At 58.9% G+C, this 25,384-nt stretch carries 24 protein-coding genes and 2 pseudogenes; all 26 read left to right on the forward strand.

Going from position 1 to position 25,384, the window contains the following annotated elements; translation table 11 throughout:
• The 26 genes and pseudogenes from VCA57_RS06950 (at window position 1) to VCA57_RS07075 (ending at window position 25,378) form a co-directional block, all read left to right on the forward strand.
• Complete coding sequence (locus VCA57_RS06950) at window positions 1-369, forward strand: response regulator (RefSeq protein ID WP_411184240.1); 369 nt, start codon at window positions 1-3, stop codon at window positions 367-369.
• A 15-nt stretch (window positions 370-384) separates the two neighbouring features.
• The gene (locus VCA57_RS06955; protein ID WP_411184241.1) at window positions 385-690 is read left to right on the forward strand and encodes a lipid asymmetry maintenance protein MlaB; all 306 of its coding nucleotides are present in this window, start codon (window positions 385-387) and stop codon (window positions 688-690) included.
• Window positions 690-2,822: a chemotaxis protein CheA gene (locus tag VCA57_RS06960; protein WP_411184242.1), complete on the forward strand. Its 2,133-nt coding sequence runs from the start codon at window positions 690-692 to the stop codon at window positions 2,820-2,822. The genes VCA57_RS06955 and VCA57_RS06960 overlap by 1 nt, the downstream gene beginning before the upstream one ends.
• 323 nt (window positions 2,823-3,145) lie before the next feature.
• Window positions 3,146-3,907 (forward strand): annotated as a pseudogene (locus VCA57_RS06965) (methyl-accepting chemotaxis protein); the annotation flags it as partial.
• Between the two features lie 18 nt (window positions 3,908-3,925).
• Window positions 3,926-4,765, forward strand: a pseudogene (locus tag VCA57_RS06970) (methyl-accepting chemotaxis protein); the annotation flags it as partial.
• 3 nt (window positions 4,766-4,768) lie between these two features.
• On the forward strand, window positions 4,769-5,326 hold the full coding sequence (locus VCA57_RS06975) for a chemotaxis protein CheW (protein ID WP_411184243.1): 558 nt from the start codon (window positions 4,769-4,771) through the stop codon (window positions 5,324-5,326).
• A complete protein-coding gene (locus tag VCA57_RS06980) occupies window positions 5,323-6,948 on the forward strand; it encodes a methyl-accepting chemotaxis protein (RefSeq protein ID WP_411184244.1) in 1,626 nt (541 codons plus the stop codon). The genes VCA57_RS06975 and VCA57_RS06980 overlap by 4 nt, the downstream gene beginning before the upstream one ends.
• Window positions 6,949-7,008: 60 nt before the next feature.
• Window positions 7,009-7,521 (forward strand): chemotaxis protein CheW, encoded by a 513-nt coding sequence (locus VCA57_RS06985; protein ID WP_411184245.1) that lies wholly within the window; start codon window positions 7,009-7,011, stop codon window positions 7,519-7,521.
• A 17-nt stretch (window positions 7,522-7,538) separates the two neighbouring features.
• Complete coding sequence (locus VCA57_RS06990; RefSeq protein WP_411184246.1) at window positions 7,539-8,348, forward strand: CheR family methyltransferase; 810 nt, start codon at window positions 7,539-7,541, stop codon at window positions 8,346-8,348.
• On the forward strand, window positions 8,341-8,853 hold the full coding sequence (locus tag VCA57_RS06995) for a chemotaxis protein CheD (protein ID WP_411184247.1): 513 nt from the start codon (window positions 8,341-8,343) through the stop codon (window positions 8,851-8,853). The genes VCA57_RS06990 and VCA57_RS06995 overlap by 8 nt, the downstream gene beginning before the upstream one ends.
• Window positions 8,850-9,917, forward strand: a complete 1,068-nt coding sequence (locus VCA57_RS07000; protein ID WP_411184248.1) for a protein-glutamate methylesterase/protein-glutamine glutaminase — start codon at window positions 8,850-8,852, stop codon at window positions 9,915-9,917. The genes VCA57_RS06995 and VCA57_RS07000 overlap by 4 nt, the downstream gene beginning before the upstream one ends.
• A gap of 434 nt (window positions 9,918-10,351) precedes the next feature.
• Window positions 10,352-11,467, forward strand: coding sequence for an ABC transporter ATP-binding protein (locus VCA57_RS07005; protein WP_411184249.1), 1,116 nt, complete (start codon window positions 10,352-10,354; stop codon window positions 11,465-11,467).
• Between the two features lie 26 nt (window positions 11,468-11,493).
• Window positions 11,494-12,567 (forward strand): ABC transporter substrate-binding protein, encoded by a 1,074-nt coding sequence (locus VCA57_RS07010; protein WP_411184250.1) that lies wholly within the window; start codon window positions 11,494-11,496, stop codon window positions 12,565-12,567.
• Between the two features lie 193 nt (window positions 12,568-12,760).
• Window positions 12,761-13,993 (forward strand): ABC transporter permease, encoded by a 1,233-nt coding sequence (locus VCA57_RS07015; protein WP_411184251.1) that lies wholly within the window; start codon window positions 12,761-12,763, stop codon window positions 13,991-13,993.
• Window positions 13,994-14,126: 133 nt separating this feature from the next.
• A complete protein-coding gene (locus VCA57_RS07020) occupies window positions 14,127-14,981 on the forward strand; it encodes an ABC transporter permease (RefSeq protein ID WP_411184252.1) in 855 nt (284 codons plus the stop codon).
• A 742-nt stretch (window positions 14,982-15,723) separates the two neighbouring features.
• Complete coding sequence (locus VCA57_RS07025; RefSeq protein ID WP_411184253.1) at window positions 15,724-16,419, forward strand: sensor histidine kinase; 696 nt, start codon at window positions 15,724-15,726, stop codon at window positions 16,417-16,419.
• Window positions 16,420-16,429: 10 nt separating this feature from the next.
• The gene (locus tag VCA57_RS07030; protein WP_411184254.1) at window positions 16,430-17,068 is read left to right on the forward strand and encodes a response regulator; all 639 of its coding nucleotides are present in this window, start codon (window positions 16,430-16,432) and stop codon (window positions 17,066-17,068) included.
• Between the two features lie 630 nt (window positions 17,069-17,698).
• Window positions 17,699-18,409 (forward strand): methyl-accepting chemotaxis protein, encoded by a 711-nt coding sequence (locus VCA57_RS07035; RefSeq protein ID WP_411184313.1) that lies wholly within the window; start codon window positions 17,699-17,701, stop codon window positions 18,407-18,409.
• A 7-nt stretch (window positions 18,410-18,416) separates the two neighbouring features.
• Entirely contained in the window at window positions 18,417-18,785 is a 369-nt protein-coding gene (locus tag VCA57_RS07040) for a response regulator (protein ID WP_411184255.1), read from the forward strand.
• 10 nt (window positions 18,786-18,795) lie between these two features.
• Window positions 18,796-19,116, forward strand: a complete 321-nt coding sequence (locus tag VCA57_RS07045; protein WP_411184256.1) for an STAS domain-containing protein — start codon at window positions 18,796-18,798, stop codon at window positions 19,114-19,116.
• Between the two features lie 5 nt (window positions 19,117-19,121).
• Window positions 19,122-21,293 carry a chemotaxis protein CheA gene (locus VCA57_RS07050; protein WP_411184257.1) on the forward strand — a complete coding sequence of 724 codons (2,172 nt, stop codon included), beginning with the start codon at window positions 19,122-19,124 and terminating at the stop codon, window positions 21,291-21,293.
• A 4-nt stretch (window positions 21,294-21,297) separates the two neighbouring features.
• Window positions 21,298-21,846, forward strand: coding sequence for a chemotaxis protein CheW (locus VCA57_RS07055; protein ID WP_411184258.1), 549 nt, complete (start codon window positions 21,298-21,300; stop codon window positions 21,844-21,846).
• Window positions 21,847-21,881: 35 nt separating this feature from the next.
• Complete coding sequence (locus tag VCA57_RS07060; protein WP_411184259.1) at window positions 21,882-23,537, forward strand: methyl-accepting chemotaxis protein; 1,656 nt, start codon at window positions 21,882-21,884, stop codon at window positions 23,535-23,537.
• A gap of 3 nt (window positions 23,538-23,540) precedes the next feature.
• Window positions 23,541-24,068, forward strand: coding sequence for a chemotaxis protein CheW (locus VCA57_RS07065; protein WP_411184260.1), 528 nt, complete (start codon window positions 23,541-23,543; stop codon window positions 24,066-24,068).
• A 1-nt stretch (window position 24,069) separates the two neighbouring features.
• Window positions 24,070-24,891, forward strand: coding sequence for a CheR family methyltransferase (locus VCA57_RS07070; protein WP_411184261.1), 822 nt, complete (start codon window positions 24,070-24,072; stop codon window positions 24,889-24,891).
• The gene (locus tag VCA57_RS07075; protein ID WP_411184262.1) at window positions 24,884-25,378 is read left to right on the forward strand and encodes a chemotaxis protein CheD; all 495 of its coding nucleotides are present in this window, start codon (window positions 24,884-24,886) and stop codon (window positions 25,376-25,378) included. Before VCA57_RS07070 ends, VCA57_RS07075 begins: the two co-directional genes overlap by 8 nt.
• Window positions 25,379-25,384 lie beyond the last annotated feature (6 nt).

Here is a 25,384-nt window from a genome sequence, read left to right on the forward strand (position 1 = left end):
ATGGCCAAGACCATTCTCATCGTCGACGACTCCGCCTCCATCCGCCAGGTAGTCGGTATGACCCTAAAAAATGCCGGCTACGACGTTATCGAAGGTGTCGACGGCAAGGACGCCCTGACCAAGCTCGACGGGCGCAAGGTTCACCTGATCATCAGCGACGTGAACATGCCGAACATGGACGGCATCACCTTCCTGAAGAACGTCAAGCAACTGCCCAACTACAAATTCACCCCGGTGATCATGCTGACCACTGAAGCGGGCGACGGCAAAAAAGGCGAAGGCCAGGCAGCCGGGGCCAAGGCCTGGGTCGTCAAACCATTCCAGCCGGCGCAAATGCTGACGGCCGTCTCCAAACTGATTCTGCCCTGAGCCAGGAGGTACACCATGCCTGCTACTTCGCTCCCTGACGACACGCGCCAGCTGATACTTGAAGGCGCCCTGAGCATCTACACCGCCGCCGACACCAAGCCGCAACTGAGCGCCGCCTTACAGGGTGCCATCGCCCTGCAGATCGACCTGAGCCAAATTGAAGAGTTTGACTGCGCCGGCCTGCAACTGCTGCTGGCAACCCAAGAGCAGGCACAGCGCATGGACATCCCCCTGCAGTTCATCGGGGCCAGTACGCCCATTACCGAGCTGCTGCAACTGAGCGGCCTAAGCGACCGACTGCAGCCACAGGAGGCGCACTAATGGATCTCGACAGCGTAATCGGCACCTTCATTGCCGAAAGCCGAGAACTGCTGCAACAGATGGAAGACGCACTGTTGCAAATTGAGCAGGCACCCGACGACCCCGAGCGGATCAACGCGATTTTTCGCACTGCGCACACCATCAAAGGCTCGGCGGGCTTATTCGGCTTCGACTCCATCGTCGCCTTCACCCACGTTGCCGAAAGCGTGCTCGACCGGGTGCGTTCGGGCGACCTGCGGTTCAACAGCGACCTCATCGCCTTGATGCTCAATGTTGGCGATCACCTGGCCGGACTCATCAACCAACTGGCCGATGGCAATGGCCTGGCCGGACTGCCCGAGGCGACCCGCGCGACCGAGGCAGAACTCATCCAAGAGTTGAGCCAATACCTCGATAAACAACCGGCCAGCCAGCCAGCGGCGAGCACTGCGCAACCAGCAACGTCCAACAGCATCGGCGCGCCTGGCCATTGGCATCTGTCACTGCGCTTTGGCACCGACACCCTGCGCAACGGCATGGACCCACTGGCCTTTTTGCGCTACCTCGGCACCCTGGGCAGCATCCTGCATGTTGAGCCGGTGCTCGACCACCTGCCGTCACTTGAGGCTCTCGACCCAGAGAGCTGCTACCTCGGGCTGGAAGTGGCATTTGCATCCCAGGCAGAGCAAAGCGCGATTGAAGGGGCATTTGAATTCGTCCGCGAGGAGGGCAGCATTCGCATCCTGCCACCCGGCGCGCCGCTATCCGCCTTCCGAGAACTGATCGAAGAACGGGCCGCCGAAGGCGACTGTCAGGTCGAGCGTCTGGTGCGTTGTGGCAGCCTGGCGCTTGATGCGTTTGAGCAGGCGCAGCAACCGGAGAACAGCCCAGAAGAAACCGCACCGACTAACGCCGCCGCAGAAGCCCCAGCACGCGCCACCAAAGAAAACACACGCACCAACAACGAGGCAAACCTGATCCGGGTGGACGCCAGCAAACTCGACCAGCTGATCAATCTGGTTGGCGAGTTGATCATTGCCGGTGCTAATACCCGCATGCTTGCGCAGAGCAGCGGCCTACTCGAGATGTGCGAATCCACCGAGACCCTATCGCGCTTGGTAGAGGATGTGCGCGATAGCGCCTTAACCCTGCGCATGGTGCAAATCGGTGCAACCTTTAATCGCTTCCAGCGCGTGGTGCGTGACGTTTCCCGAGAACTCGGCAAAGACATCGTGCTGCAGATCAGCGGCGGCGATACCGAGCTGGACAAAACCGTGGTGGAGAAAATCGGTGACCCCCTCACCCACCTGGTACGCAACTCCATGGACCACGGTATCGAATCGGCTGAAGCCCGCCGTGCCGCCGGTAAACCGCTACAGGGCGTGGTACGCCTAAACGCCCACCACGAAGCAGGCGGCATCGTAATCGAAGTGTCCGATGACGGCGGCGGCCTCAACCCACAAAAAATCCTCAACAAGGCCATACAGCGTGGCCTGGTCAGCGAAGGCCAGCAACTCAGTGACAAAGAAATCTACAACCTGATCTTCGAGCCAGGCTTCTCCACGGCAGAGCAGGTGAGCAACCTCTCCGGCCGCGGCGTTGGCATGGACGTGGTCAAACGCAACATCACCGCCCTACGCGGCACTGTCGAGCTGGACAGCAGCCTAGGCCAGGGCACCAGCGTCCGCATTCGCCTGCCCCTGACCCTGGCAATCATCGACGGTTTCCTCATCAGCGTCGGCCAATCCAGCTATGTCGTCCCCCTGGACATCGTCGAGGAATGCATCGAATTACCGACTGAACAACTCGCCGGCCAGGAACACCTAGACCTGCGCGGCGACGTTCTGCCCTTTATTCGCCTGCGCCAGTTGTTCGAGGACCACAGCCAGCCACCACGCCGTGAAAACGTCGTGGTAGTCAGCTACGCCGGCGTACGCGCCGGCCTGGTGGTGGACCAGCTCTTAGGTGAGTTCCAAACAGTGATCAAGCCGCTCGGCAAGGTGTTCTGCCAAGTCCCGGCACTGAGCGGCTTCACCATCCTCGGTAGCGGCGCAGTGGCGCTGATTCTCGACATTCCCGGCCTGCTCACACAGGTCACCCGCAACAGCAGCAATCGCCCCCTATCCAGTAACATCAGGAGCACCGTGCAATGAACCTAAAAAACCGTATCGCGGCCCTGGTCGCAACTGCGCTGATCGCGCTGATCCTGCTAGCCCTGCTCCCCCAGTCGGCCGCCTATGGCATCTATATCGCCTTGGTCGCCGCCGCCGCGATTGGCGTACAAGGATGGCTGCTCTACAGCCAACTCGACAGCCTGCTCGGTGCCGATGAGCAACAACTGCTAGGCCTCGCCAGCCAACTGGCCGAAGGCAATCTGCTCACCCAAAACCGCCCCCAAGCACAGCCTGGGTCGCTGTTAGCACATCAGCTACAGACCACTACCCATGTCGCCAGCCTGCTCAGTGACCTGCAGCAGATGTCCGATGCGCACGCCAAAGGCGATATCGACGCGACCCTCAACGCCCAGCGCCCCGGTGTTTACCGCGAACTGGCTCACGGCATCAATGAGCTGGTCGCCAGCCACATCAGCGTTAAGAAAAAAGCCATGGCCTGCGTCAAGGCCATCAGTGAAGGCGACCTGCACCAACCGCTGGAGCAGTTCCCGGGCAAGAAGGCCTTCATCAACGAGACCATCGAGACCCTGCGCAGCAACCTGACAAACCTGATGAGTGAAATGCGCCATATGTCCGAAGAGCACGACAAGGGCGATATCGACGTGGTGATTGATGCTGCGCGCTTCCAAGGGGCTTATGGCGAAATCGCCCGTGGCATCAACGTCATGGTCGCCGGGCACATCAGCGTCAAGAAAAAAGCCATGGCCTGCGTTAAGGCCATCAGTGAGGGCGACCTGAACCAACCGCTGGAGCAGTTCCCTGGTAAAAAAGCCTTCATTAACGAAAACATCGAACAACTGCGCACCAACGTTCTTGCCCTGATCGAGGACACCCAAACGCTCAGCCAGGACGCCCAGCGCGGCCGACTTGATACCCGCGCCGACTCCAGCCGCCATCAGGGTGACTTCCGCCGCATCGTCGATGGCATCAACGCCACGCTTGAGGCCATCGTTGTGCCGTTGAGCGAAGCCATGAGCGTCATCGCGGCGCTTGCCGAAGGTGACCTGACCCGCAACATGCAAGGCTCTTATCAAGGTCAAATGCACGACCTGCAACAGTCGCTGAACGCCACCCTGAGCAAACTTAGCGACATCATCAGCCAAGTGAACCAGTCCACCAGCATGCTCAGCGGTGCCGCCGAGGAAATCTCCAGCACTGCGCAAAGCCTCAGCCACGCAGCCTCCAGCCAGGCAGCCTCGGTAGAGGAAACCAGCGCCGCCATGGAGCAGATGTCCGCCTCGATCGCGCAGAACACCGAGAACGCCAAGATCACCGACGGCATGGCCGGCAAGGCCTCTTGCGAAGCCAGGGAAGGTGGCCAAGCAGTGCGCGACACCACAGCAGCGATGAAGACCATCGCCGAGAAAATCGGCATCGTTGATGACATTGCCTACCAGACCAACCTGCTGGCCCTCAATGCGGCCATCGAAGCCGCCCGCGCCGGCGAGCACGGCAAAGGCTTTGCCGTGGTAGCCGCCGAAGTACGCAAGCTAGCCGAGCGCAGCCAGGTTGCTGCGCAGGAAATCAGTGCAGTGGCGAAAAACAGCGTGTCGCTGGCAGAGCGCGCAGCCAGCCTGCTGGACCACATGCTGCCGTCCATCGCCAAAACCTCGGACCTGGTCCAGGAAATTACTGCTGCCTCTGAAGAGCAAAGCACCGGGGTCAATCAAATCACCTCGGCAATGAATCAGCTCAGCGACATTACCCAGCAGAACGCCGCCGCCTCCGAAGAGCTGGCCGCCACTGCCGAGGAAATGAATGGTCAGTCAGCTCACCTGCAAGAGCTGATTCAGTTCTTCCAGCTGGGCAGCATGGGCTCCAGCAGCGTGGTGTCACTCAGCAAAGTGCAAGCGACGCCGCAACACCGCCCGGCCCCCACTCTGAGTGACGACGAAAGCGGTTTTGTGCGCTTTAGGAGCTAAACCATGCAAAGCCCTCTCGATCAGCCAATGAGCGCAAATAATGAGGCGCTGGCAGAACAGCAGCGCCAGTACCTGACGCTGCGCGTGCACCAGGAAATGTACGCCGTGCCAACTCACTGCGTGCGCGAAATCCTGGAGTACGGCCAGATCACCCTCGTACCGATGATGCCCCGCTTGGTACGCGGGGTGATCAACCTGCGTGGTTTGATCGTGCCAATCATCGACTTGGCCGAGCGCTTCGGCCACGGCCAGACCCAACTCGATGCACGTACGTGCATCGTTATCGTGGAGATCATTGACGAAGAAGAAACCCACCTAATGGGTGCGTTAGTCGATGCGGTAAGCGCCGTGGTTGAGATCAGCCCAGATGCCATGCGCCAGGCCCCCGCCTTCGGCAGCCGCATTCCTGCTGAGTTCATCGAAGAAATGGCGCGCCTGGACGACCACTTCATCACCCTCCTGCGCATTGAGCAGGTTTTGTCTGTCGAGCAAATTGCCGCAATGGCCGGCCAAGGTAATGAATCATCCGATATGCGCGAGCGCGCAGGAGCAAGCAAATGACTATCAGCAAAAAAATGATCCTTCTTGTTCTCTCTGCCTTGCTCGGCATTCTGGTGCTATCCGGCTTGTCCTATGTGCAGATGAACAAGGTCTTCAACGCGGCCAACTACGGCAACATCAACTCAGTACCGAGTATCGTTGCCCTGAACAAGCTGCGCTCTGCCGTCAACGTGCAGATCCAACTGGTCTATGGCCACATTCTGACCACCGACGACCAGGCAATGGCAGCGCTCGAAACAAGCATCAAGAGCAATCGTGACGAGATTAACCAGAGCATTGAGGAATACACCAAGGTGCTCTCCGACGAGCAGGACAGCCAGTTGCTGGATGCCGATCGCACGGGCATCAGTGCCTTCCTACGTGGCGCAGACAGTGTGCTCGAGCATTCGCGCAAAAACGAAAACGAACTAGCCCGCGACGACATGATCGCTCTGCAGCACGATGTCATTGATGTACTGCGCGGAGACCTGGGCAAACACCTTGAGTACAACGTTAACGCCGCCAATACCGGCAGTACCCAGGCACAAGATGCCCTCCAACAAGCCACCCTGATCGCCATCCTTGTGGCCGCGATCACCTTAGTCATCATCGCTATAATCGGCACCTTCATTACCCGCAACCTGCTGCGTCAGCTGGGCGGCGAGCCTGCTTATGCCATGGAAATTGTTAGCCGCATTGCGGCTGGCGACCTGACCACCAGCGTGACAACCAAAACGGGCGACACCACCAGCATGCTGGCCGCAATCCGCAGCATGAGTGAAAAACTGGCGCAGATTATCAGCGATGTCCGCAGCAACGCCGACGCGCTAACCAGCGCGTCCGGGCAGATTTCCTCCACCGCCCAAAGCATGAGCCAGGGCGCCTCGGAACAAGCCGCCTCGGTCGAAGAAACCAGCGCCGCGATGGAGCAGATGTCGGCCTCAATCGCGCAGAACACCGAAAACGCCAAGGTCACCGACAGCATGGCCAGCAAGGCTTCGCGCGAAGCCGGCGAAGGTGGTCAAGCGGTACGCGACACCACGGCAGCGATGAAGACCATTGCCGATAAAATCGGCATCGTCGATGACATCGCCTACCAAACCAACCTGCTGGCCCTCAATGCGGCCATCGAAGCCGCTCGCGCCGGTGAACATGGTAAAGGCTTCGCCGTGGTCGCCGCTGAGGTGCGCAAACTGGCCGAACGCAGCCAAGTGGCAGCACAAGAAATCAGTGAGGTAGCCAAAAACAGCGTCTCCCTGGCCGAGCGCGCCGGCACCTTGCTAGACCAAATGTTGCCTTCAATCAGCAAAACCTCGGACCTGGTACAGGAAATAGCCGCAGCCTCCGAAGAGCAGAGTGCCGGTGTTGGCCAGATCAATACCGCGATGAACCAACTCAGCAACATTACTCAACAATCAGCCTCCGCCTCAGAGGAGCTTGCAGCCACCGCCGAGGAGATGAGCGGCCAGGCCGAACAACTGCAGCAACTGATGGACTTCTTCAAGATCGCAGACGGCGGTGCCAGCCGACGCGGCGACCTCGCCAAACCGGCTCATGCTAACCGGCGGATGGCGATCAGCGAGCCCGAGCATGAGCCGTTCAACAAAGCGACCCCAAGCGGCTTTATCCGCTTCCAACACTGACGCACAGCCACGATCCGTACTTTCGCAACCGGGCACCCTGACGTGCCCCTGGAGCGACTCATGCACAGTTTCAAGCAGAGCACAGCGCCCGACACAGCTCAGCAATACCTGACGTTCACCCTCGGTGACGAGATATTCGCCGTCGGCACGCGCAATGTTCGTGAAATCATTGAATTCGGTCACCTGACACCCGTCCCGCTAATGCCATCCAGCATTCTCGGGGTGATCAATCTGCGCGGCGGCGTGGTGCCCATCATGGATCTGCGTCAACGCTTCGGCGAAGGCCAAACATCCATTGGCCGACGCACCTGCATCATCATCCTGGAGGTGGTACGCGATGAGGTTCACCAGATTATCGGCATCGTCGTTGAGGCCGTGAACGCCGTCCTGGAGGTGCCCTTGCAGGATATCGAACCCCCTCCTGGCTTCGGCGGCCAGGTTCGCACGGACTTCCTCCTGGGCATTGCCAAGGTAGACGACAAGCTGGTGGTACTACTCGACATCGGCCGCGTGCTGTCACTGGATGACATGCGCCTGCTGGCCACGGCCGACAACCTGTCCGAGTCAGCCTGAGCAATGGAGCGCCCACAATGAATGCCCTTAGCCTTAGTGACCGCGAGTTCCAGCAGTTTCGCGAAATGATCTACAACATTGCTGGCATTGCTATGAGCGACGCCAAGCGCCAACTGGTGGCGGGACGTTTAAGCAAGCGCCTGAAGCATTTCGAAATGAACAGCTACGGCGATTATTTCCAAATGCTGATGAAAGACAAAGGTGAACTACAGAATGCTGTCGATCTGCTGACCACCAACGAAACCTATTTCTTTCGCGAGCCCAAACACTTCGACTTTCTGCGCGAGCGCCTGCAGGACGACTTGCGTAATGGCAGCCAGCCTCTGCGGATTTGGAGTGCGGCCTGCTCCAGCGGCGAAGAGCCTTATACCCTGGCGCTACTGCTGGCCGACTGCCTGCCCGCACGGCCGTGGGAAATTCTCGCCTCAGACATCAGCACGCGCATCCTCGACAAGGCCCGCAGCGGCATTTACCCCATAGAAGGCGCCAGCGGCATACCAGTGGAATTGCTGCATAGCCACTGTTTAGAAGGCACCGGCAGCAACAGCGGGTTCTTCACCTTGGAGCCCGCATTGAAACGCCGAATCAGCTTCCGCCAGATCAACCTGAACACCCCGCTGCCAGATGTAGGCATGTTTGATGTGGTCTTCTTGCGCAACGTGATGATCTACTTCGATCAACCGACCAAGCGCCAGGTCGTGCAGCGCATCTGCGCACGACTGCGCCCGGGGGGCTACTTCTTCGTCAGCCACTCAGAAAGCCTTAACGGCATCAGTGACGAGCTGCAGCCACTGCGCCCTTCGATTTACCGTAAGCCCAATGCATAAGCCAGATGGCGTCATCGACGTTTTCCTGCAGCCAGGCGAACTGTACTTCGGTGACCGTTACACACGCATTCGCACGCTGCTTGGTTCGTGCGTATCGCTGGTGCTCTGGCACAAAGCCGAGTGCCTCGGTGGCATGTGCCACTACATGCTGCCTAGCAGGCGTAACCACAACGGCCAGTTTGATGGCCGCTATGCCGACGAGGCGCTGCACCTGCTACTCAAAGAAATCCGTAACAGCGGCACCCAGCCGAACGACTACCGCATCAGCCTGTTTGGCGGCGGCAATATGTTTGCTGGCGCGATGACGCAGCAAAGCATCGGCCTAATGAATGTTAACGCCGGCTTAGAACTACTCGCGGCCCACGGCCTGCAATGCCATTTCAAACATGCCGGCGGTGAGGGATACCGCAATCTTATTTTCGAGGTTTGCAGCGGCGACGTCTCACTGCGCCAACCCTCGCCCCAACAAGTTGCCAGCCGCCAGTACGAGGCTAAAACACCATGAAGAAAATCAAAGTGATGATCGTCGACGACTCCGCCGTCGTGCGTCAGGTACTGAGCGTTGGCCTGGCCGAATACGCGGGCATCGAAGTCATTGGCACGGCTGCCGACCCGCTATTTGCCATGGATAAAATGCAACGCGACTGGCCCGATGTAATCGTGCTGGACGTTGAAATGCCGCGCATGGACGGCATCTCCTTTCTGAAAAAGCTGATGGCCGAGCGCCCGACCCCCGTGGTGATCTGCTCGACGCTGACCGAAAAAGGCGCTGCCACTACCATGGAGGCGCTCGCGGCCGGCGCGGTGGCCATCGTCACCAAGCCGCAAAGCGGCCTGCGACAGTTTCTGGTCGAGGCTACCGAGGAGTTAGTCAACGCCATCAAAGTTGCATCGGTGGCCCGCCTAAAACGACTGTCGGCACCAGCACCGCAACCCGTAGCGGCCAAACTCAATGCCGACGCGATCCTGCCCGCCAGCAGCGCCAGCGCGATGACCCGCACCACCGAGCGCATCATCGCCATCGGCACCTCCACGGGCGGCACTCAAGCGCTGGAGTATGTGCTGACATCCCTGCCACGAGTCTGTCCGGGCATGGTCATCGTCCAACACATGCCAGAGCGCTTCACCGCCGCCTTCGCCGAACGCCTCAACGGCCTGTGTCAGATTGAAGTGCTCGAAGCCCGCCATGGCGACCGAGTCATTCCCGGCCGTGCGCTAATTGCCCCCGGCGGACGGCACATGCTGCTCAAACGCAGCGGTGCGCAATACGTCGTCGACATCATCGACGGACCACCTGTTTGTCGGCACAAGCCCTCGGTAGATGTGCTGTTTCGCTCTACCGCCCGGGCCGCCGGGGCTAACGCTACAGGCATCATCATGACCGGCATGGGCGATGACGGCGCTCGCGGCCTGCGTGAGATGCTCGACGCCGGAGCCTTCACCTATGGCCAGGACGAAGCCAGTTGCGTGGTTTATGGCATGCCCAAAGAAGCGAGGAAACTCGGCGCGGTCAACCGCGAAGTGCCGTTGGAACAGATCCCGGCCTGCATCATGCGTAACGAACGTTAAATCCTCAGCGTGCCGGGCCGCTCACCCGGCACGCTCAGCTGCAGGCAGCTTCAAATACCGCCGACGCCTGCAAACGCTTCTCCACATAAACAGCCTCTCAGCCCCTTAGCTAAAGTCCGTAGCACGCCAGAGCGGGCGCACCAAAATATCAACCACCAGCCGGCAGCCGCACCTGCAGAGCGCACCTCGGCAAGTGCTTCCTTTTACCTCGCACTGTTACCACCCCCCACACCCGTCTGGCGCAACCGTGCCAGTGGACTAGGCTTAAGCCTCACATCGCAAGCCGCGCGCCTAGCGGCGGTAGGCTGGCACAGTGCTTGCGTAACTTGAACATTCAAATAAGTTCCGCCACGCCATAACAGCGTGCGAAAGGACTTAGGCATTCAGATAACGGCCACAAGCTGCAATCTGCGCACAACGTATTTGGGAGGGGTATGGCTGAGCTGGCTGGAGACAAGGCGTTTCTACAATTCACCAACGTCAAGAAGACCTACGACCACAAAAACCTGGTGGTCAAAGACTTCAACCTGGATGTGGCCAAGGGAGAGTTCATCACCCTGCTCGGCCCTTCTGGTTCGGGTAAAACCACCTGCCTGATGATGCTCGCCGGGTTCGAGGATGTAACCAGCGGCGAGATCCTCATCAACGGTCGGTCGGTCACCAGCATCGCGCCCTATGAACGCAATATCGGCATGGTGTTCCAGCAATACGCGCTGTTCCCGCACATGACCCTGCGCGAAAACCTGGCCTACCCACTGAAGATCCGCAAGCAGCCCAAGGAGGTGATTCGCGCCAAAGTCGACGAGTACCTCTCACTGGTCGAACTGCTGGATTTCGGCAATCGCTTCCCCGGCCAACTCTCCGGTGGTCAGCGCCAGCGCGTGGCCCTGGCCCGTGCGCTGATCTTCGCGCCCGACATCGTCCTGATGGACGAACCGCTCGGCGCGCTCGACAAAAAACTGCGCGAGCAAATGCAGTTCGAGATCAAACGCCTGCACGAGCAACTCGGCTTCACCGTGATCTACGTGACCCACGACCAGACCGAAGCCCTGACCATGAGTGACCGCATCGCCGTATTCAATAACGGCATCGTGCAGCAGTGCGCGCCGCCCCATGTGCTCTATGAGCGACCGGCCAACATGTTCGTCGCCGACTTTATCGGTGAGAGCAACAAGCTCAAGGGCGTGATTGCCAGCGTTGGCGAAGACAGCGTGCAGGTGCGCCTGGAGGATGGCGGGCTGGTCAGCGCCCTGAAAGCCAACTGCTGCGAAGTCGGCCTGCCCACCACCGTCTCCATACGCCCGGAAAAACTCAGTTTTACCGACCGCCTCGGCACCACCGGCAACCAAGTGATGGCGCGCTTCGTTACCCGCCATTACGTCGGTGAATACATTCGCTACCACTTCGAGACCGCCGACGGTACCGAGTTGGTGGTGAAGAACATGAATGACAGCAGCGCCCCGCAACTCAGTGCCAAGGAAGAAGTCGCCCTGGCTTGGCTGCCGCAAGACAGCCAAGCCTTGGATCGTCCCGTCAACACGACACCCTGACCTATAAGAAGCAATGGAGCACAGCAATGGCTAGAACACTGACCACCCGCTTTTCCACCTTCGCCCTCGCCGTCGCGCTGGGTACGGCAAGTTTCGCCGCCAGCGCAGAGGAAACCCTGACCGTTGTTTCATGGGGTGGTGCCTACGGCGCCGCCCAACAAAAGCACGTGATTGATCCGTTCCAGAAGGACACCGGCAACAAGGTCCTGTTTGAGGACTACACCGGTGGCGTGGCTGAGATCAAAGCCCAAGTCGAGTCCGGCAACATTCAATGGGATGTGGTCGACTTCGAAGTAATCGATCTTGAGCGCGCCTGTTCTGAAGGCCTGCTGGAAAGCATCCCGCGCGACATCCTGCCGCCAGGTGTAGACGGCGTACCGGCCGAGAAGGACTTCATTCCCGAGGCTCTGGCCAGCGACTGCGCCGTCGGCAACATCGTCTGGTCGGTGGTCTTCGCCTACAACGAGAAAACCATCGGTGGCACCAAAGCCACGAGCATCAGCGACTTCTTCGACACCAAAAAAATCCCTGGCAAACGCGCCATGCGCAAACGCCCACAAGTGAACATGGAGTGGGCGCTGCTAGCGGATGGCGTAGCACCGGGTGAAGTCTACGACGTGCTCTCCACCCCAGAAGGCCAGGCTCGCGCCTTCGCCAAGCTGGACACCATCAAGCAGGACATCGTCTGGTTCGACTCTTGGTCGCAAGCGCCACAACTGCTCAACGACGGCGGTGCGGTGCTGGTGCAATCGGCCAACGGGCGTTTCTATGACGCCATCCGCCAGGAGAAAAAGCCTTTCGTCATCGTCTGGGACGGCCACGTCTACGACCTCGACGCCTGGGCCATCGTCAAAGGCTCGAAGAAGAAAGACCTCGCGCTGAAGTTCATCGCTTACGCCACCGGCTCCAAGCCACTGGCTGGCATGCCCGACGTCGCCTACGGCCCAACCCGCAAATCATCCATGCCGTTGGCTGATCAAAGCGCTGCACCGCACCTGCCTACCGCGCACCTGGATCAAGGCATCCAGGCCGGCTCGGATTTCTGGGCTGACTACGGTGAATCGCTCGGCGAAAAATTCAACGAGTGGCTGTTGAAGTAAAAACCGTCCGTAGGGTGGGTTAGGCGCATGGTGCAACCCTGTCGATACACGCAGGACTTGTGCGCCGTAACCCACCAGTAAGGCACCACTGATTCCGTTCGGTGGGTTACGCCGCGCAGAGCAATGACCTTGCCGGCCAAGGTCATTGCTCTGCGCGGCCCGACCCACCCTACAACCGACCGGAGAAGTCCGCTTGTCCTCTCTCACCAGCACTGAAGCCCATCAAGCCGCCAGCGGTCGCCGCAAGAAGCGCCTGACTGCCTTCCTGTTTGTCGTGCCGTTGCTGATTTTTATTCTGCTGACCTTTGTTGCACCCATCGCCAGCATGCTCTGGCGCAGCGTTCATCACCCAACGGTGGCCGCCCTGATTCCGCTGACCCTGAGCGAGCTACAACGCTGGGACGGCAAAACCATACCCGACGAACAAACCCTGAGTGTGTTCGCGAATGAACTGCATGGCCTGGCCAAACAACGCCAGTCCGGCAAGCTGGCCGAAGAAATCAACCGCGCCTCAGCCGGCATGTCCAGCGTGGTCAAATCCACCGCCCGGAAAGTCTCACGCCTAAATAGCGAGCAGCTTGCCCAGCAAGGTGCCAGTACCCTGCTCAAGGCGCACCGCAAATGGAGCAATCCGGACACCTGGTACGCCATCCAACGCGCCGGCAAACCCTACACCTATGACTACTACCTGACCGCACTCGACCTGGAACTGCATCCCGACCAAGGCATTCAGGTGCGCGAAGACACGCAAATCTACCTGCAGCTCTACACCAAGACCCTGAACATGGCGCTGGTGATCACCCTGTTCTGCGCCCTGCTCGGCTACCCACTGGCCTACTACCTGGCCAACCTGCCGTCCAATCGCGCCAATTTGCTGCTGGTGCTGGTGCTCTTGCCGTTCTGGACCTCGCTGCTGGTACGCACAACCGCCTGGATTGCCCTGCTGCAGACCAACGGCGTGATCAATTCTTTCTTGCTCAGCCTCGGCATCATTGGCGAACCCATCGAGATGCTTTACACCTCGTTCGCCACGGTGGTGGCGATGACTCACATCCTCTTGCCGTTCATGATCCTGCCGCTGTACAGCGTGATGCGCGGCATCGATCCCAGCTACCTGCGCGCGGCAATGTCCCTCGGTGCGCGGCCGATTCCGGCGTTCGCCCGCATCTACTTCCCGATGACGCTACCGGGGCTGAGCGCCGGGGCCTTGCTGGTGTTCATCATTTCCGTGGGTTACTACATCACCCCGGCTCTGGTCGGCGGCACCGATGGGCAGATGATCAGCAACATCATCGCCTTCCATATGCAGCGCTCGAACAACTGGGAACTGGCAGCCGCGCTGGGCTCCTTACTGCTCGCCCTGATCCTGCTGCTGTACTGGCTCTACGACCGCTTTGTCGGTGCCAGCAATATCAAACTGGGATGAACATGCTTAGATTCTTTTGCCGCGAGCACCGTAGCCCGGATGAAATCCGGGACGCGCACCTCGCCACGACACCGGCCCCGGATTGCATCCGGGCTACCCCTTCGTCCGACTGTTTGACCCTGGACGCGTGCTTATGAAGATTCCCGCCTACTACGGCTTTTGGCATCACCTGGGCAGCTGGCTACTGAAAACCAGCTCATGGCTGGTGCTGCTGTTTCTGATCCTGCCAATCCTGGTGATTATCCCGCTGTCGTTTAACGTTGAGCCGTTTTTCAGCTTTACCGAAGGCATGCTCACCTTTCAGCCCGAGGCCTATTCCTTGCGCTGGTATAGCGCCATCTTCAGCGATGACAAGTGGCTGCTGGCAATCAAGAACAGCTTTATGATCGGCTTTTTCGCCACCCTGCTGGCCACTACGCTCGGCACCTGCGCGGCAGTCGGCCTGGCCCGCGACGAGATGCCAATGCGGCGCCTAATCACCGCCCTGCTGCTCTCACCGATGATCGTGCCGCTGATCATCACCGCCGCCGGCATGTTCTTCTTTTATTCCGACTTTGGCCTGGCCGGTAACTACCTCGGCGTGATCATCGCCCATGCCGCGCTTGGCACGCCGTTCGTGATCATCACCGTAACGGCCACTCTGACCGGTTTCGACTACAGCCTGGCGCGCGCCGCGCTGAACCTGGGCGCCACACCGCTGCGGGTGTTCTTCGACATCATCCTGCCGCTGATCCGCCCCGGAGTGATTTCCGGCGCGCTGTTCGCCTTTATCACCTCGTTCGATGAGGTGGTGGTGATCCTGTTTATGGCCGGCCCGCAACAACGCACCATTCCCCGGCAAATGTTCTCGGGCCTACGCGAGCAAATCAGCCCAAGCATCCTGGCCATCGCCACCCTGCTGATCCTAGTATCCATCGCCCTACTGATCACCCTCGAACTGCTGCGCCGCCGCGCCGAGCGCATGCGCGGTATTGAGTTGCCAAACTGATCAACCTGGGTCAGCAGCATCCATTCGATAAACCGTGAACATCTGCGGTGCTGCAGTACGCCACCCAGGCTATGCGTTGCGCACTGGCTTTCATGCAAGCTGAAGCCAGCGGTATAGCGCGTGTAACGCATGCCTCCGCCGCTTGTATACGCGCAAAGCAATCCACACCTGCACCTTGCAACTGCGCAACCACGAGCGATGAGTACGAGACGCTAGTCTGTAGCTGCGCGGAATTCGAGCCATAATTGCTCTGTTTCTACGACAACTTCGAGACCTTCAAAGCCAATGTATCTAGTTCGTCATTCGTGCACTCTAAAAAAGCCGCAGAGTTCGTATTTTTTATTTACGCCTCGACAATGACGCTCATGCGGCCTCTAGACACTCACACACAATCAGCACACATGACACAAGCAGTAGAGATACGCCTGCATTACGCACTGTCGTCTCGACCCAATAGTGCGAAGCCCCCTCCGACTGGCCCATCAGGTGCAAGCCACAATTTGTGGCCGAAAGATAAAACCCCAGAGCAACACAATCCCTATCCTTGCCCCCCCATCAGCGCATGTACTTGAGACAAAAATCCCGAACTTAAAATGAATGGCACCGCAGCAAAGCTGCTCAGCATCTCAACGACCAACAGCAAGCTTCGTTCGTGATTTTTGCTAACAGCATTCGAAGGCGAAAAAGTCCATATGTAGCGTGCTCGACCCCGTTCCCAAACCAAGAAGAGACAAGAGCTAACGTGAACGACTCATCGATGCTATCCAGCGAAGAAACCGACTGCCCTGTCTGTCACGCGAGAATGGCCGTTTTATGCGCCAATGCGCGCACCCAGGAGCGAAAGCGAATTGCCCGCGAACTGCATGACGAACTGGGCCAGCAGTTGACTGCACTGCAACATGGGCTTGGCGTATTACGCATCCACCTAGAGAGCGATCGCCCGGAACTGAACGAGCAGATAGAGCATTTGTTGCGCATATCTCATACGGCAATCGATGCGATACGCGACATCCACAGCAGCGGCCCCACAGAACCTCTGACTGATGACCTGACCAATGCCCTGCGTAACCTTATTGAGGATTTCAGGCTGCAATCAGGCATCAACTGCCACTGCAGGCTGCCCGCACAGGCGATTAATCTGGAAGCTGATCGGGCAGCGCACATGTACCGAGTAGCCCAAGAGTCGCTGACCAACATCCTGCGTCACGCCAACGCCAGCCGCGCGGCAGTGACTCTGGAGCAGCGTGAGAACGACTATGTGCTGGAGATTTCCGACGATGGTTGCGGCTTCACGCTGAGCGACATCCTCCCGGACACCACCGGCCTGTCCGGCATGCGCGAGCGCGGTAAGCAACTGGGCGGCCCCGTAGTCATATTCAGCCATCCGGACCAGGGAACCATCGTGCAAGCGATATTCCCCATCAACATCAGTCTTTGAAGGAATATTTATGATCCATATGATGATCGTCGATGACCATACGATCATGCGCGAAGGGCTAAAAAGGCTGTTCGCTCTGGATAAGGACATCTTCATCGTCGCAGAAGCGGCTAACGGCCAGCAGGCACTGGAATGCTTGCATAACGCCCGTGTGGATCTACTTCTGCTCGACATCAGCATGCCGGGCCTCAGCGGTGAGGCCCTGATTTCAAGAATCCTTCACAAATATCCAAAACAGTCGATTCTGGTACTGAGCATGCATAACGACCCGCATATCGCCACACGCGTATTGCGCGCGGGTGCAGCGGGCTATTTGACCAAACAGCAGTCACCGGAAAACTTGATCGACGCGGTGAAGAAAGTCAGCGGCGGCGCACGCTACATCGATCCAGACTTGCTCGAACGGATCGCCCTGAGCAACCTGAAATCCCCTTCGCGCAGCGGCACGGACAGCCTTACCAATCGAGAGTTCCAGATCATGCGGCTGCTCGCAGAGGGTGCCAGCATCAAAGAGATTGCCGAACAACTGATGATCAGCAACAAAACCGTGAGTACTCATAAGATAAATCTGATGGAAAAAATGGGGTTTAACAGTACTGCAGACCTAGTCAGGTTCGTGTCCTGCCTAAGCACAGCTGATTACGCCTAGGAATAGTCCTAGAAATAGGCAAGAAAAAAAACACGTCATAAACCAGCAACATCCGATGCCGCCACTGAGAAACCTCGTGCAACCTACTGTGACGATGGAACGTACAGGCAGCTGCATAGGAAATCATCCAGCCTGACACCCGTTCCGCGAAACCTGAACACGCCGTCGCGGAGCAAAAAAGAAGTGCGCGATCAACGCCTCCCCCTGATTGCCCCATTGCTGATATTGGTCGCCGGAGCCTTAGCTGTACTGCTGGTTGGCCAGGATCTTCTCGGTACGCTCCCGGCAGTGCTTGGCCTACTCGCGAGCGGCGCGGTGATTGTCGTATACATGCATCGCGCGCCCCCATCAGCAAGCACACCTGACTCCATACCAAAAATAGGCCAAGCATTCGAAACCGCCACCCGCGACGAACTCGACAGCCTCTGTGAGCAAACGCTACCGCTCTGGTCACAGCAGATCGAAACAGCCCGCAACCATACAGAAGAGGCCATCAGTGCACTCAGCGAGCGTTTCGCCAACCTGGCGGTAAGAATCCAGAACAGCCTGGGCAGTGGGCAGGAACGAGAAGCGGGTAATCGCCTGGTCGCCCTGCTGTCGACCAGCCAGCACGAACTCGACATGATCATCATGGCCCTGCGCGAAGCACTGGCTAGCAAAGAGTCCATGCTCACGGAAGTGATGGAGCTCTCCAGCTTTACCGATCAATTGCAGGAAATGGCCCAAGACGTGGCCAACATTGCAAAGCAAACCAACCTACTGGCCCTCAACGCCGCCATCGAAGCTGCACGCGCGGGTGAGAGTGGCCGTGGTTTTGCCGTGGTCGCCGACGAAGTTCGCAAGCTATCGACAATGTCTGGCGACACCGGCCAGCGCATCGGTGAAACCATCACCATCGTCAACAGAGCAATCCACAAAACCCTGGATATCTCTAAGGAATACGCCAAGGCCGATGCCGTGACGTTAGATAACGCCAGCAAGGTCATCAATGGCGTTATCACTCGTTTCCACCAGAGCGCTGGAGGCATTGTTAGTCACAACGAAGCGATGCGCAGTCAAAGCGAAGTCGTCGCCCAGGACATCGCCGAAGTGCTGGTTGCCCTGCAGTTCCAGGACCGTACCAGCCAGATGCTCTGCCATGTACGTGGCGACCTGGACAAACTCTTCGCGCATATCCTCGAGCGCAATGCACAACGCAGCCGGGGCTTGGCACTGCCAGCCCTAGACGCCGAGCGCTGGCTTGCAGAGCTGGCGCAGACCTACACCATGCCCGAGCAGCACAACATTCATCACGGTGCCGCTACGGCTAAGAATAACGATTCCGAAATCACGTTTTTTTGAGGTTCCCATGAGCAAGACCGTACTTATCGTCGACGACTCCGCTTCCATTCGACAGGTCGTCAGCATCACGCTCAAGGGTGCCGGCTACCAAGTTATCGAAGGTTGCGATGGCAAAGATGCCCTGACCAAGCTCGACGGCCGCAAGGTCCACCTGATCATCAGCGACGTAAACATGCCGAACATGGACGGCATCACCTTCGTCAAAAACGTCAAGCAAATGCCTGCCTACAAATTCACCCCGGTGATCATGCTCACCACCGAGGCAGGCGAGGCAAAAAAAGAAGAAGGCCGGGCAGCTGGTGCCAAAGCCTGGGTGGTTAAACCGTTTCAGCCGGCGCAGATGCTGACCGCCGTTTCCAAGCTGATCCTGCCATGAGGCCGCGGCCATGAATGGCTCTACTGCTGACAACCTATATCGCATCCTGCCGCTGGAAGGTGGGTTGAGCATTTACAGCGCGACGGAGCACATGAGCTTGCTGATGCAAGTGCTAGCGCCCAACACCGAAGTAGAGCTGGACCTTTCCGCAGTCGACGAGCTGGACTGCGCCGGCTTGCAATTGCTGGTACTGGCCAAGCAAGAAGCCGGACGCATGGGCTGCGACCTGCGCCTGAGCAACCATAGCCCGGCAGTAATCGAAGCCTTCGAGCTGAGCGGCCTAGGCACCTTCTTCGGCGACCCCATCCTGATCAAGCCGACAAGCGAGTAACGACCATGGATATGGCAGAGGTATTGAAGGTCTTCATCGCGGAAAGCCAGGAACTGTTGCAGCAGATGGAAGAGGCCCTGCTACAGCTGGAACACAGCCCCGGCGATGCAGACACCATCAATGCGATTTTCCGTGCGGCGCACACGATCAAAGGCTCTGCCGGCCTATTTGGCCTGGACGTTATCGTCGCCTTCACCCATATCGCCGAAAGCGTGCTCGACCGCGTGCGCACCGGTGAACTGCATTTCGATGAAGAGCTGACCGCACTCTTCCTGCAAGTGGGTGATCACCTCGCCCGCCTGATTGACCTGGTCGATGCCGGGACCGACCTAAACGCACTGGATGCGGACATACAGATACCGCACGAGCAATTAAGCAAGCAGCTCAGTCATTACCTGGCCCCAGCCCCTAAAGCCCAATCGGTACCCGCGCCACAGGGTCGGGTCGAGCGTGGTAATGGCTCCGGCCTAAGCGCCGACCACTGGCATCTGTCCCTGCGCTTCGGCCCGGACACACTGCGCAACGGCATGGACCCACTGGGACTGTTTCGCTACCTGAACACGTTCGGCAACATCATCAGCATCGTGCCATTGCTCGACCGCATTCCACCGGCGAGCGAAATGGACCCGGAAACCTGCTACTTGGGCTTCGAACTGGCCTTCGCCAGTGATGCCGACAAGGCCATGATCGACGGTGCCTTCGAGTTCGTCCGCGAGGACAGCCTGATCCGCATTCTGCCGCCGCACAGTAAGTCAGACGAATACCTTGAACTGATCCGCACGCTGCCCGAGGAAGACATGCGCCTGGGGGAAATCCTCATGCGCTGCGGCACCCTGACCGCCGCTGAACTGCAAGACGTATTGCACACCCAGGTACAAGGCCAGGAACGCGACGAGGTACGCCCCATCGGCCAGGTGCTGATGGAACAAAGTCTGGTACAGCCGCCAGTGATCGCCGCCGCCCTGCAGAAACAGCAGCAAATCAAAGAAAACCGCAGCAACGAAAGCAGCCTTATCCGCGTCGACGCCAATAAGCTCGACAAGCTGATTGACCTGGTAGGCGAGCTGATCATCGCCGGAGCCGGTGCCCGCATGACCGCACAGAAGTGCGGTAACAGCGAAATGCAGGAGTCCACCGAACTGCTCTCGCGTCTCGTCGAAGAGGTTCGCGACTCCGCCCTGCCGCTGCGCATGGTGCAGGTCGGCGCGACCTTCAACCGCTTCCAGCGGGTCGTGCGTGACGTGTCCAGGGAGATCGGTAAAGACATCGCGCTGTCCATCAGCGGCGGTGAAACCGAACTGGATAAAACCGTGGTCGAGCGCATCACTGACCCGCTCACGCATCTGGTGCGCAATGCCATGGACCATGGCATCGAACCGCTCGAAACACGCCAGGCACGCGGCAAGCCTGCCCAAGGCAGCGTATGCCTGAATGCTTACCATGACGCCGGTAGCATCATTCTCGAAGTGACCGATGACGGCGGCGGGCTCGACCCGCAAAAAATTCTGGCCAAGGCCCGTGAGCGCGGCCTGGTTGGCGAAAGCCAAGTGCTAACCGAGAAGGAGGTTTTCAACCTCATCTTCGAGCCGGGCTTCTCTACCGCCGAGCAAGTCAGCAACCTGTCAGGCCGTGGCGTCGGCATGGACGTGGTAAAGCGCAACATCACCGCCTTGCGCGGCACCATCGACCTGGACAGCACCCTCGGCCAAGGCACGCGCGTACGCATTCGCCTGCCGCTGACCCTAGCGATCATCGACGGTTTCCTGGTTAACGTCGGCCAAGCCGGTTATGTGATTCCGCTTGAGCTGGTCGAAGAATGTATCGAGTTACACAACGACAGCGCCCTGCAGCGCGGCCACCTAGAGCTGCGCGGAGAAATGCTCCCAGTCGTACGCCTGCGTGAATTATTCGACGAGGACGGTGAACCGTCACGCCGCGAAAGTGTAGTTGTGGTGCAGCAGGCCGGGTTACGTGCGGGCCTGGTGGTTGATCAATTGGTCGGGGAATTCCAAACCGTGATCAAGCCGCTCGGCAAGGTATTCGCCGGTTGCCGCGAACTCGGCGGGTTCACCATCCTCGGCGACGGCACCGTCGCCGTAATCCTCGATATTCCTCGGTTACTGACCCGGCTCGCCACATCAGACAGCACAACATCCTTTGAATCCGCGCAGGCCTAAACAGATGAACGACTTGACCACTGTTGATGACAGCAGGCGTTCCGACGATGTCCGGGAGCCTGCCCGCACCGAGGAAAACCGTCACCAATACCTCAGTTTCCACCTGCATGGCCGCAGCTACGCCATCGATGGTTTGAGCGTTAGAGAGATCATTCAATACCAGCGCCCGACCCGCATATCGATGGCCAATCCGTGCGTGCATGGGGTTATCAATCTACGGGGGGCGGTGGTGCCAGTAATCGATCTGGGGCTGCGTTTCGGCCAGGCGAAAACCCGTGTAGACCGCCGTACCTGCATCATCATCGTGGAAGTCAGTGACGATGACAGCACCCAGCCACTGGGCATCCTGGTAGATGCCGTCAGCGAAGTGCTGGAAGTTGCGCCACATGAAATGAACCCGCCACCCGCGTTCGGCAACCCCGTACGCAGCGACTTTATCCAGGCCATGGTTCGCCGACAGGATGATTTCATCATCGTACTGACCATCGCAAACACCCTCGCCATCCGCGAACTGTCGACCAATCCAGACGAAAAACAAGCAGTCCCGACCTAAATAAGTGCCACAGCCAGCCCCTTGAGGAATGAGCCATGTTCAAAGATCTTCGTGTGTCCACCAAACTCGGCCTTGGCTTCGGCACGGTTCTGCTGCTGCTGTTGGTCTGCATTACGCTGAGTGTTGCTCGCATGAGCACCATTAATGATGCTTCGACCATCATGGTTGAGGATGACTATCCCAAAGTGCGTCAGGCGATGACCATCCAGATAGAAACGCTCAACCAGGCTCGCTACATACGCGACATCATCCTGTCTGAGGATTCTGCGACCGCTCAGAAAAACATCGATTTAATTAGCGCCAGCAGAGAAAAACGCGCTGATGCAGCCGAAAAACTTTCACAGTCGATTACCAGCGCCGGCGGTAAGGAAAAGCTCGCCGACGTCAATGCCGCACGCGACAAGGTTGGCAAACACTATGACGAGTTGTTCAAGCTGTTGAGTGATAAAGACCGGGCCGAGGCCTATGTTTTCAACGAGCTGATCCCGGCCAACAACCAACTGCTCGAAGCGGCTGAAGCACTGATCAAGTACCAAAGCGAACTTATGCTCAACAGTTCGGATGAAGCGACCGAGCTCTACGAGAGTGCTCGCCTGCAGTTGCTGATCATCGGCGGTATCGCCTTGCTGCTTACCGTCCTGCTGGGCTGGTTGATCACCCGCAGCCTGCTCAAACAACTGGGCGGAGAGCCGGCCTACGCGGCTGAAGTGGTAACCCGTATTGCCGAAGGCGACCTGCGCACTCAGGTCCGGGTCAACCCCAACGACACCAGCAGCATGCTGGCCTCGATCAACAACATGTCCACCCGTCTTTCGCAAATCATCACCGAGGTGCGCAGCTCCGCCGACTCGCTATCCAGCGCTTCGGAAGAAATTTCCTCAACTGCGCAAAGCATGAGCCAGGCAGCCTCCGAACAAGCCGCGTCGGTCGAAGAAACCAGCGCCTCGATGGAGCAAATGTCGGCCTCGATCTCGCAGAACACCGAAAACGCCCGCGTTACCGACGGCATGGCCAGCAAGGCATCCACCGAAGCAGGCGAAGGCGGCCAGGCAGTCAAGGACACCGTGCGCGCAATGAAAACCATTGCCGACAAAATCGGCATCGTCGACGACATCGCCTACCAGACCAACCTGCTCGCCCTCAACGCCGCCATCGAAGCTGCCCGTGCCGGCGAACACGGCAAAGGCTTCGCCGTGGTTGCCGCAGAAGTACGCAAGCTGGCCGAGCGCAGCCAGATAGCCGCCCAGGAAATCGGTGAAGTGGCGAAAAACAGCGTGGCCCTGGCCGAGCGCGCAGGCTCCCTGCTCGACGAGATCGTCCCATCCATTGCCAAGACATCTGACCTGGTCCAGGAAATTGCCGCAGCATCGGAAGAGCAAAGCAGCGGGGTGAGCCAGATCAACACCGCCATGAACCAGCTCAGCGAGCTCACCCAGCAGAACGCCTCGGCGTCTGAAGAACTGGCAGCCACCTCTGAAGAAATGAGCAGCCAGGCCGAACAGCTGCAACAGCTCATGGACTTCTTCCAGCTCACAGGCAGCGGCGAACGCAGCAACTCGGCCACCGCGCCACGCAGCAACAGCAAAAACCAACGCCCAAGCAAACCGGCACGCTCATCGCGAGACAGCGATAGCAATTCCTCGACTCACATGGCTGGCCTGCCTGCCGGTTATGTGCGTTTCCAGGAGTGAGCCATGAGTGCCGAACCACGGCGCCTGCCCGGTGCCACCGCAACGGCGGGCCAGTACCTGACCTTTACGCTTACTCAGGAACTGTTCGCCGTTGAGATCCATGCCGTACGCGAAATTATCGAGTACGGCCAGTTGACCAGCGTGCCGATGATGCCGCCAAGCATTCTCGGCGTGATCAACCTGCGCGGCGCTGTGGTGCCGGTGATTGATCTAGGCCTGCGCTTTGGCGGCAACGCCACGACCATCGGTACACGCACCTGCATCGTGATCCTGGAAATCCAGCAGCACGGTGTCACCCAGGTGATCGGCATGGTGGTCGACGCGGTCAACGAAGTACGCGAGATTTCCGCCGCAGAAATCGAACCGACGCCGAGCTTCGGTGGCCGCATCCGTGCCGACTTTATCCTCGGCATGGGCAAGCTGGACGAACGTCTGGTGGTGATGCTCGACGTCGGCAAAGTGCTCTCGGCTGAGGAGATGGCGCTGCTCGGCCAGGCTGGGCGGCAAGGCGTAGAAGACGGCCAGAACTGATATGCATGAAACCAGCCCCGCCGCACTCTCTGACCGAGAGTTCGGCCAGTTCCGTCAGCTCATCCACCAGATCGCCGGCATTCATCTTTCCGATGCCAAGAAGCCTCTGGTGGCCGGCCGCCTGAACAAACGCCTGCGCACCTTCGGCATGGCCAGTTACGGCGAGTACTTTCATCGCCTGAGCAAAGACGCCGCCGAGTTGCAGGTCTGCGTCGACCTGCTAACCACCAATGAAACCTACTTTTTTCGCGAACCCAAGCACTTCGACTTCCTCCGCGAACAGCTGATTAAACCGGGTGCGGTGCCAAATGGCCGGCCGCTGCGCATCTGGAGCGGTGCCTGTTCCAGTGGCGAAGAGCCTTACACGCTGGCCCTGCTGCTGGCCGATACGCTCGGCGAACGGCCCTGGGAAATCCTTGCCTCGGATATCAGCACGCGCATCCTCGAACGCGCGCGCACCGGCGTCTACGACCTGGAAGACAGCCAACACATCCCGTCCCATCTCCGGATTAAACACTGCCTACGCGGAGTCGACGACAATCAGGGCCGCATGATGATCACTCCGGCGCTACGCAAGCGCATTCGCTTCGAACAGATCAACCTGAATGCCGCACTGCCGGACCACGGCCTGTTCGACACGATCTTCCTGCGCAACGTGATGATCTACTTCAACGCCGAAACCAAGCGCCAAGTGGTCACACGTCTGATTAAGCACCTACGGCCTGGCGGTTTCTTTATCATCAGCCACTCGGAAAGCCTCAACGGCGTTGACGACACGCTCAAACTCGTCAAACCGTCGATATACCGCAAACCCGATGCCTAACAGACCCTCCATCGCCGAAGTTTACCTGCGCCCTGGCGACTACCACTTCGGCGGTCCTTACACCCGTATCCGCACACTATTGGGCTCCTGTGTATCACTGGTGCTTTGGCACCCGCGAGCACACTTGGGCGGCATGAGCCACTTCATGCTGCCAGCGCGCAGCGGTTCCCGCGCGCACCCCGATGGGCGCTATGGCGACGAGGTCATGAGCTTGTTGCGCGAAGAAATCGACGCCAGCGGCACCCGCTTCAGCGAATACCAGGCGAGGATTTTCGGCGGCGGACATATGTTCCCGGCGCTGCTCGCCAGCAAACGCAACCACATCGGCCTGCAAAATGTAGAAATGGCCAGAGAACTGATTAGCAAACATGGGCTGGTCTGCCACGGCGAGCACGTGGGCGGCATCGGCCACAGAAACCTGATCTTCGATATTTGGAACGGTCAGATAGCCCTGAAACAATCGCCACCGGCCATGCCCCCCCGGTAGCTCCTC

The organism is Pseudomonas sp. (assembly GCF_046581935.1).
Classification (GTDB): domain Bacteria; phylum Pseudomonadota; class Gammaproteobacteria; order Pseudomonadales; family Pseudomonadaceae; genus Aquipseudomonas.

Bases quoted from the DNA above. Each gene is read 5' to 3' on its own strand.
- VCA57_RS07065 (WP_411184260.1), top strand. From the start codon at position 23,541: ATGAGTGCCGAACCACGGCGCCTGCCCGGTGCCACCGCAACGGCGGGC.
- VCA57_RS06990 (WP_411184246.1), top strand. From the start codon at position 7,539: ATGAATGCCCTTAGCCTTAGTGACCGCGAGTTCCAGCAGTTTCGCGAA.
- VCA57_RS06950 (WP_411184240.1), top strand. From the start codon at position 1: ATGGCCAAGACCATTCTCATCGTCGACGACTCCGCCTCCATCCGCCAG.
- VCA57_RS06960 (WP_411184242.1), top strand. From the start codon at position 690: ATGGATCTCGACAGCGTAATCGGCACCTTCATTGCCGAAAGCCGAGAA.
- VCA57_RS07005 (WP_411184249.1), top strand. From the start codon at position 10,352: ATGGCTGAGCTGGCTGGAGACAAGGCGTTTCTACAATTCACCAACGTC.
- VCA57_RS06975 (WP_411184243.1), top strand. From the start codon at position 4,769: ATGCAAAGCCCTCTCGATCAGCCAATGAGCGCAAATAATGAGGCGCTG.
- VCA57_RS07040 (WP_411184255.1), top strand. From the start codon at position 18,417: ATGAGCAAGACCGTACTTATCGTCGACGACTCCGCTTCCATTCGACAG.
- VCA57_RS06980 (WP_411184244.1), top strand. From the start codon at position 5,323: ATGACTATCAGCAAAAAAATGATCCTTCTTGTTCTCTCTGCCTTGCTC.
- VCA57_RS07050 (WP_411184257.1), top strand. From the start codon at position 19,122: ATGGATATGGCAGAGGTATTGAAGGTCTTCATCGCGGAAAGCCAGGAA.
- VCA57_RS07055 (WP_411184258.1), top strand. From the start codon at position 21,298: ATGAACGACTTGACCACTGTTGATGACAGCAGGCGTTCCGACGATGTC.
- VCA57_RS07030 (WP_411184254.1), top strand. From the start codon at position 16,430: ATGATCCATATGATGATCGTCGATGACCATACGATCATGCGCGAAGGG.
- VCA57_RS07075 (WP_411184262.1), top strand. From the start codon at position 24,884: ATGCCTAACAGACCCTCCATCGCCGAAGTTTACCTGCGCCCTGGCGAC.
- VCA57_RS07060 (WP_411184259.1), top strand. From the start codon at position 21,882: ATGTTCAAAGATCTTCGTGTGTCCACCAAACTCGGCCTTGGCTTCGGC.
- VCA57_RS07035 (WP_411184313.1), top strand. From the start codon at position 17,699: ATGGCCCTGCGCGAAGCACTGGCTAGCAAAGAGTCCATGCTCACGGAA.
- VCA57_RS07070 (WP_411184261.1), top strand. From the start codon at position 24,070: ATGCATGAAACCAGCCCCGCCGCACTCTCTGACCGAGAGTTCGGCCAG.
- VCA57_RS07010 (WP_411184250.1), top strand. From the start codon at position 11,494: ATGGCTAGAACACTGACCACCCGCTTTTCCACCTTCGCCCTCGCCGTC.
- VCA57_RS06955 (WP_411184241.1), top strand. From the start codon at position 385: ATGCCTGCTACTTCGCTCCCTGACGACACGCGCCAGCTGATACTTGAA.
- VCA57_RS07020 (WP_411184252.1), top strand. From the start codon at position 14,127: ATGAAGATTCCCGCCTACTACGGCTTTTGGCATCACCTGGGCAGCTGG.
- VCA57_RS06985 (WP_411184245.1), top strand. From the start codon at position 7,009: ATGCACAGTTTCAAGCAGAGCACAGCGCCCGACACAGCTCAGCAATAC.
- VCA57_RS07045 (WP_411184256.1), top strand. From the start codon at position 18,796: ATGAATGGCTCTACTGCTGACAACCTATATCGCATCCTGCCGCTGGAA.
- VCA57_RS07000 (WP_411184248.1), top strand. From the start codon at position 8,850: ATGAAGAAAATCAAAGTGATGATCGTCGACGACTCCGCCGTCGTGCGT.
- VCA57_RS06995 (WP_411184247.1), top strand. From the start codon at position 8,341: ATGCATAAGCCAGATGGCGTCATCGACGTTTTCCTGCAGCCAGGCGAA.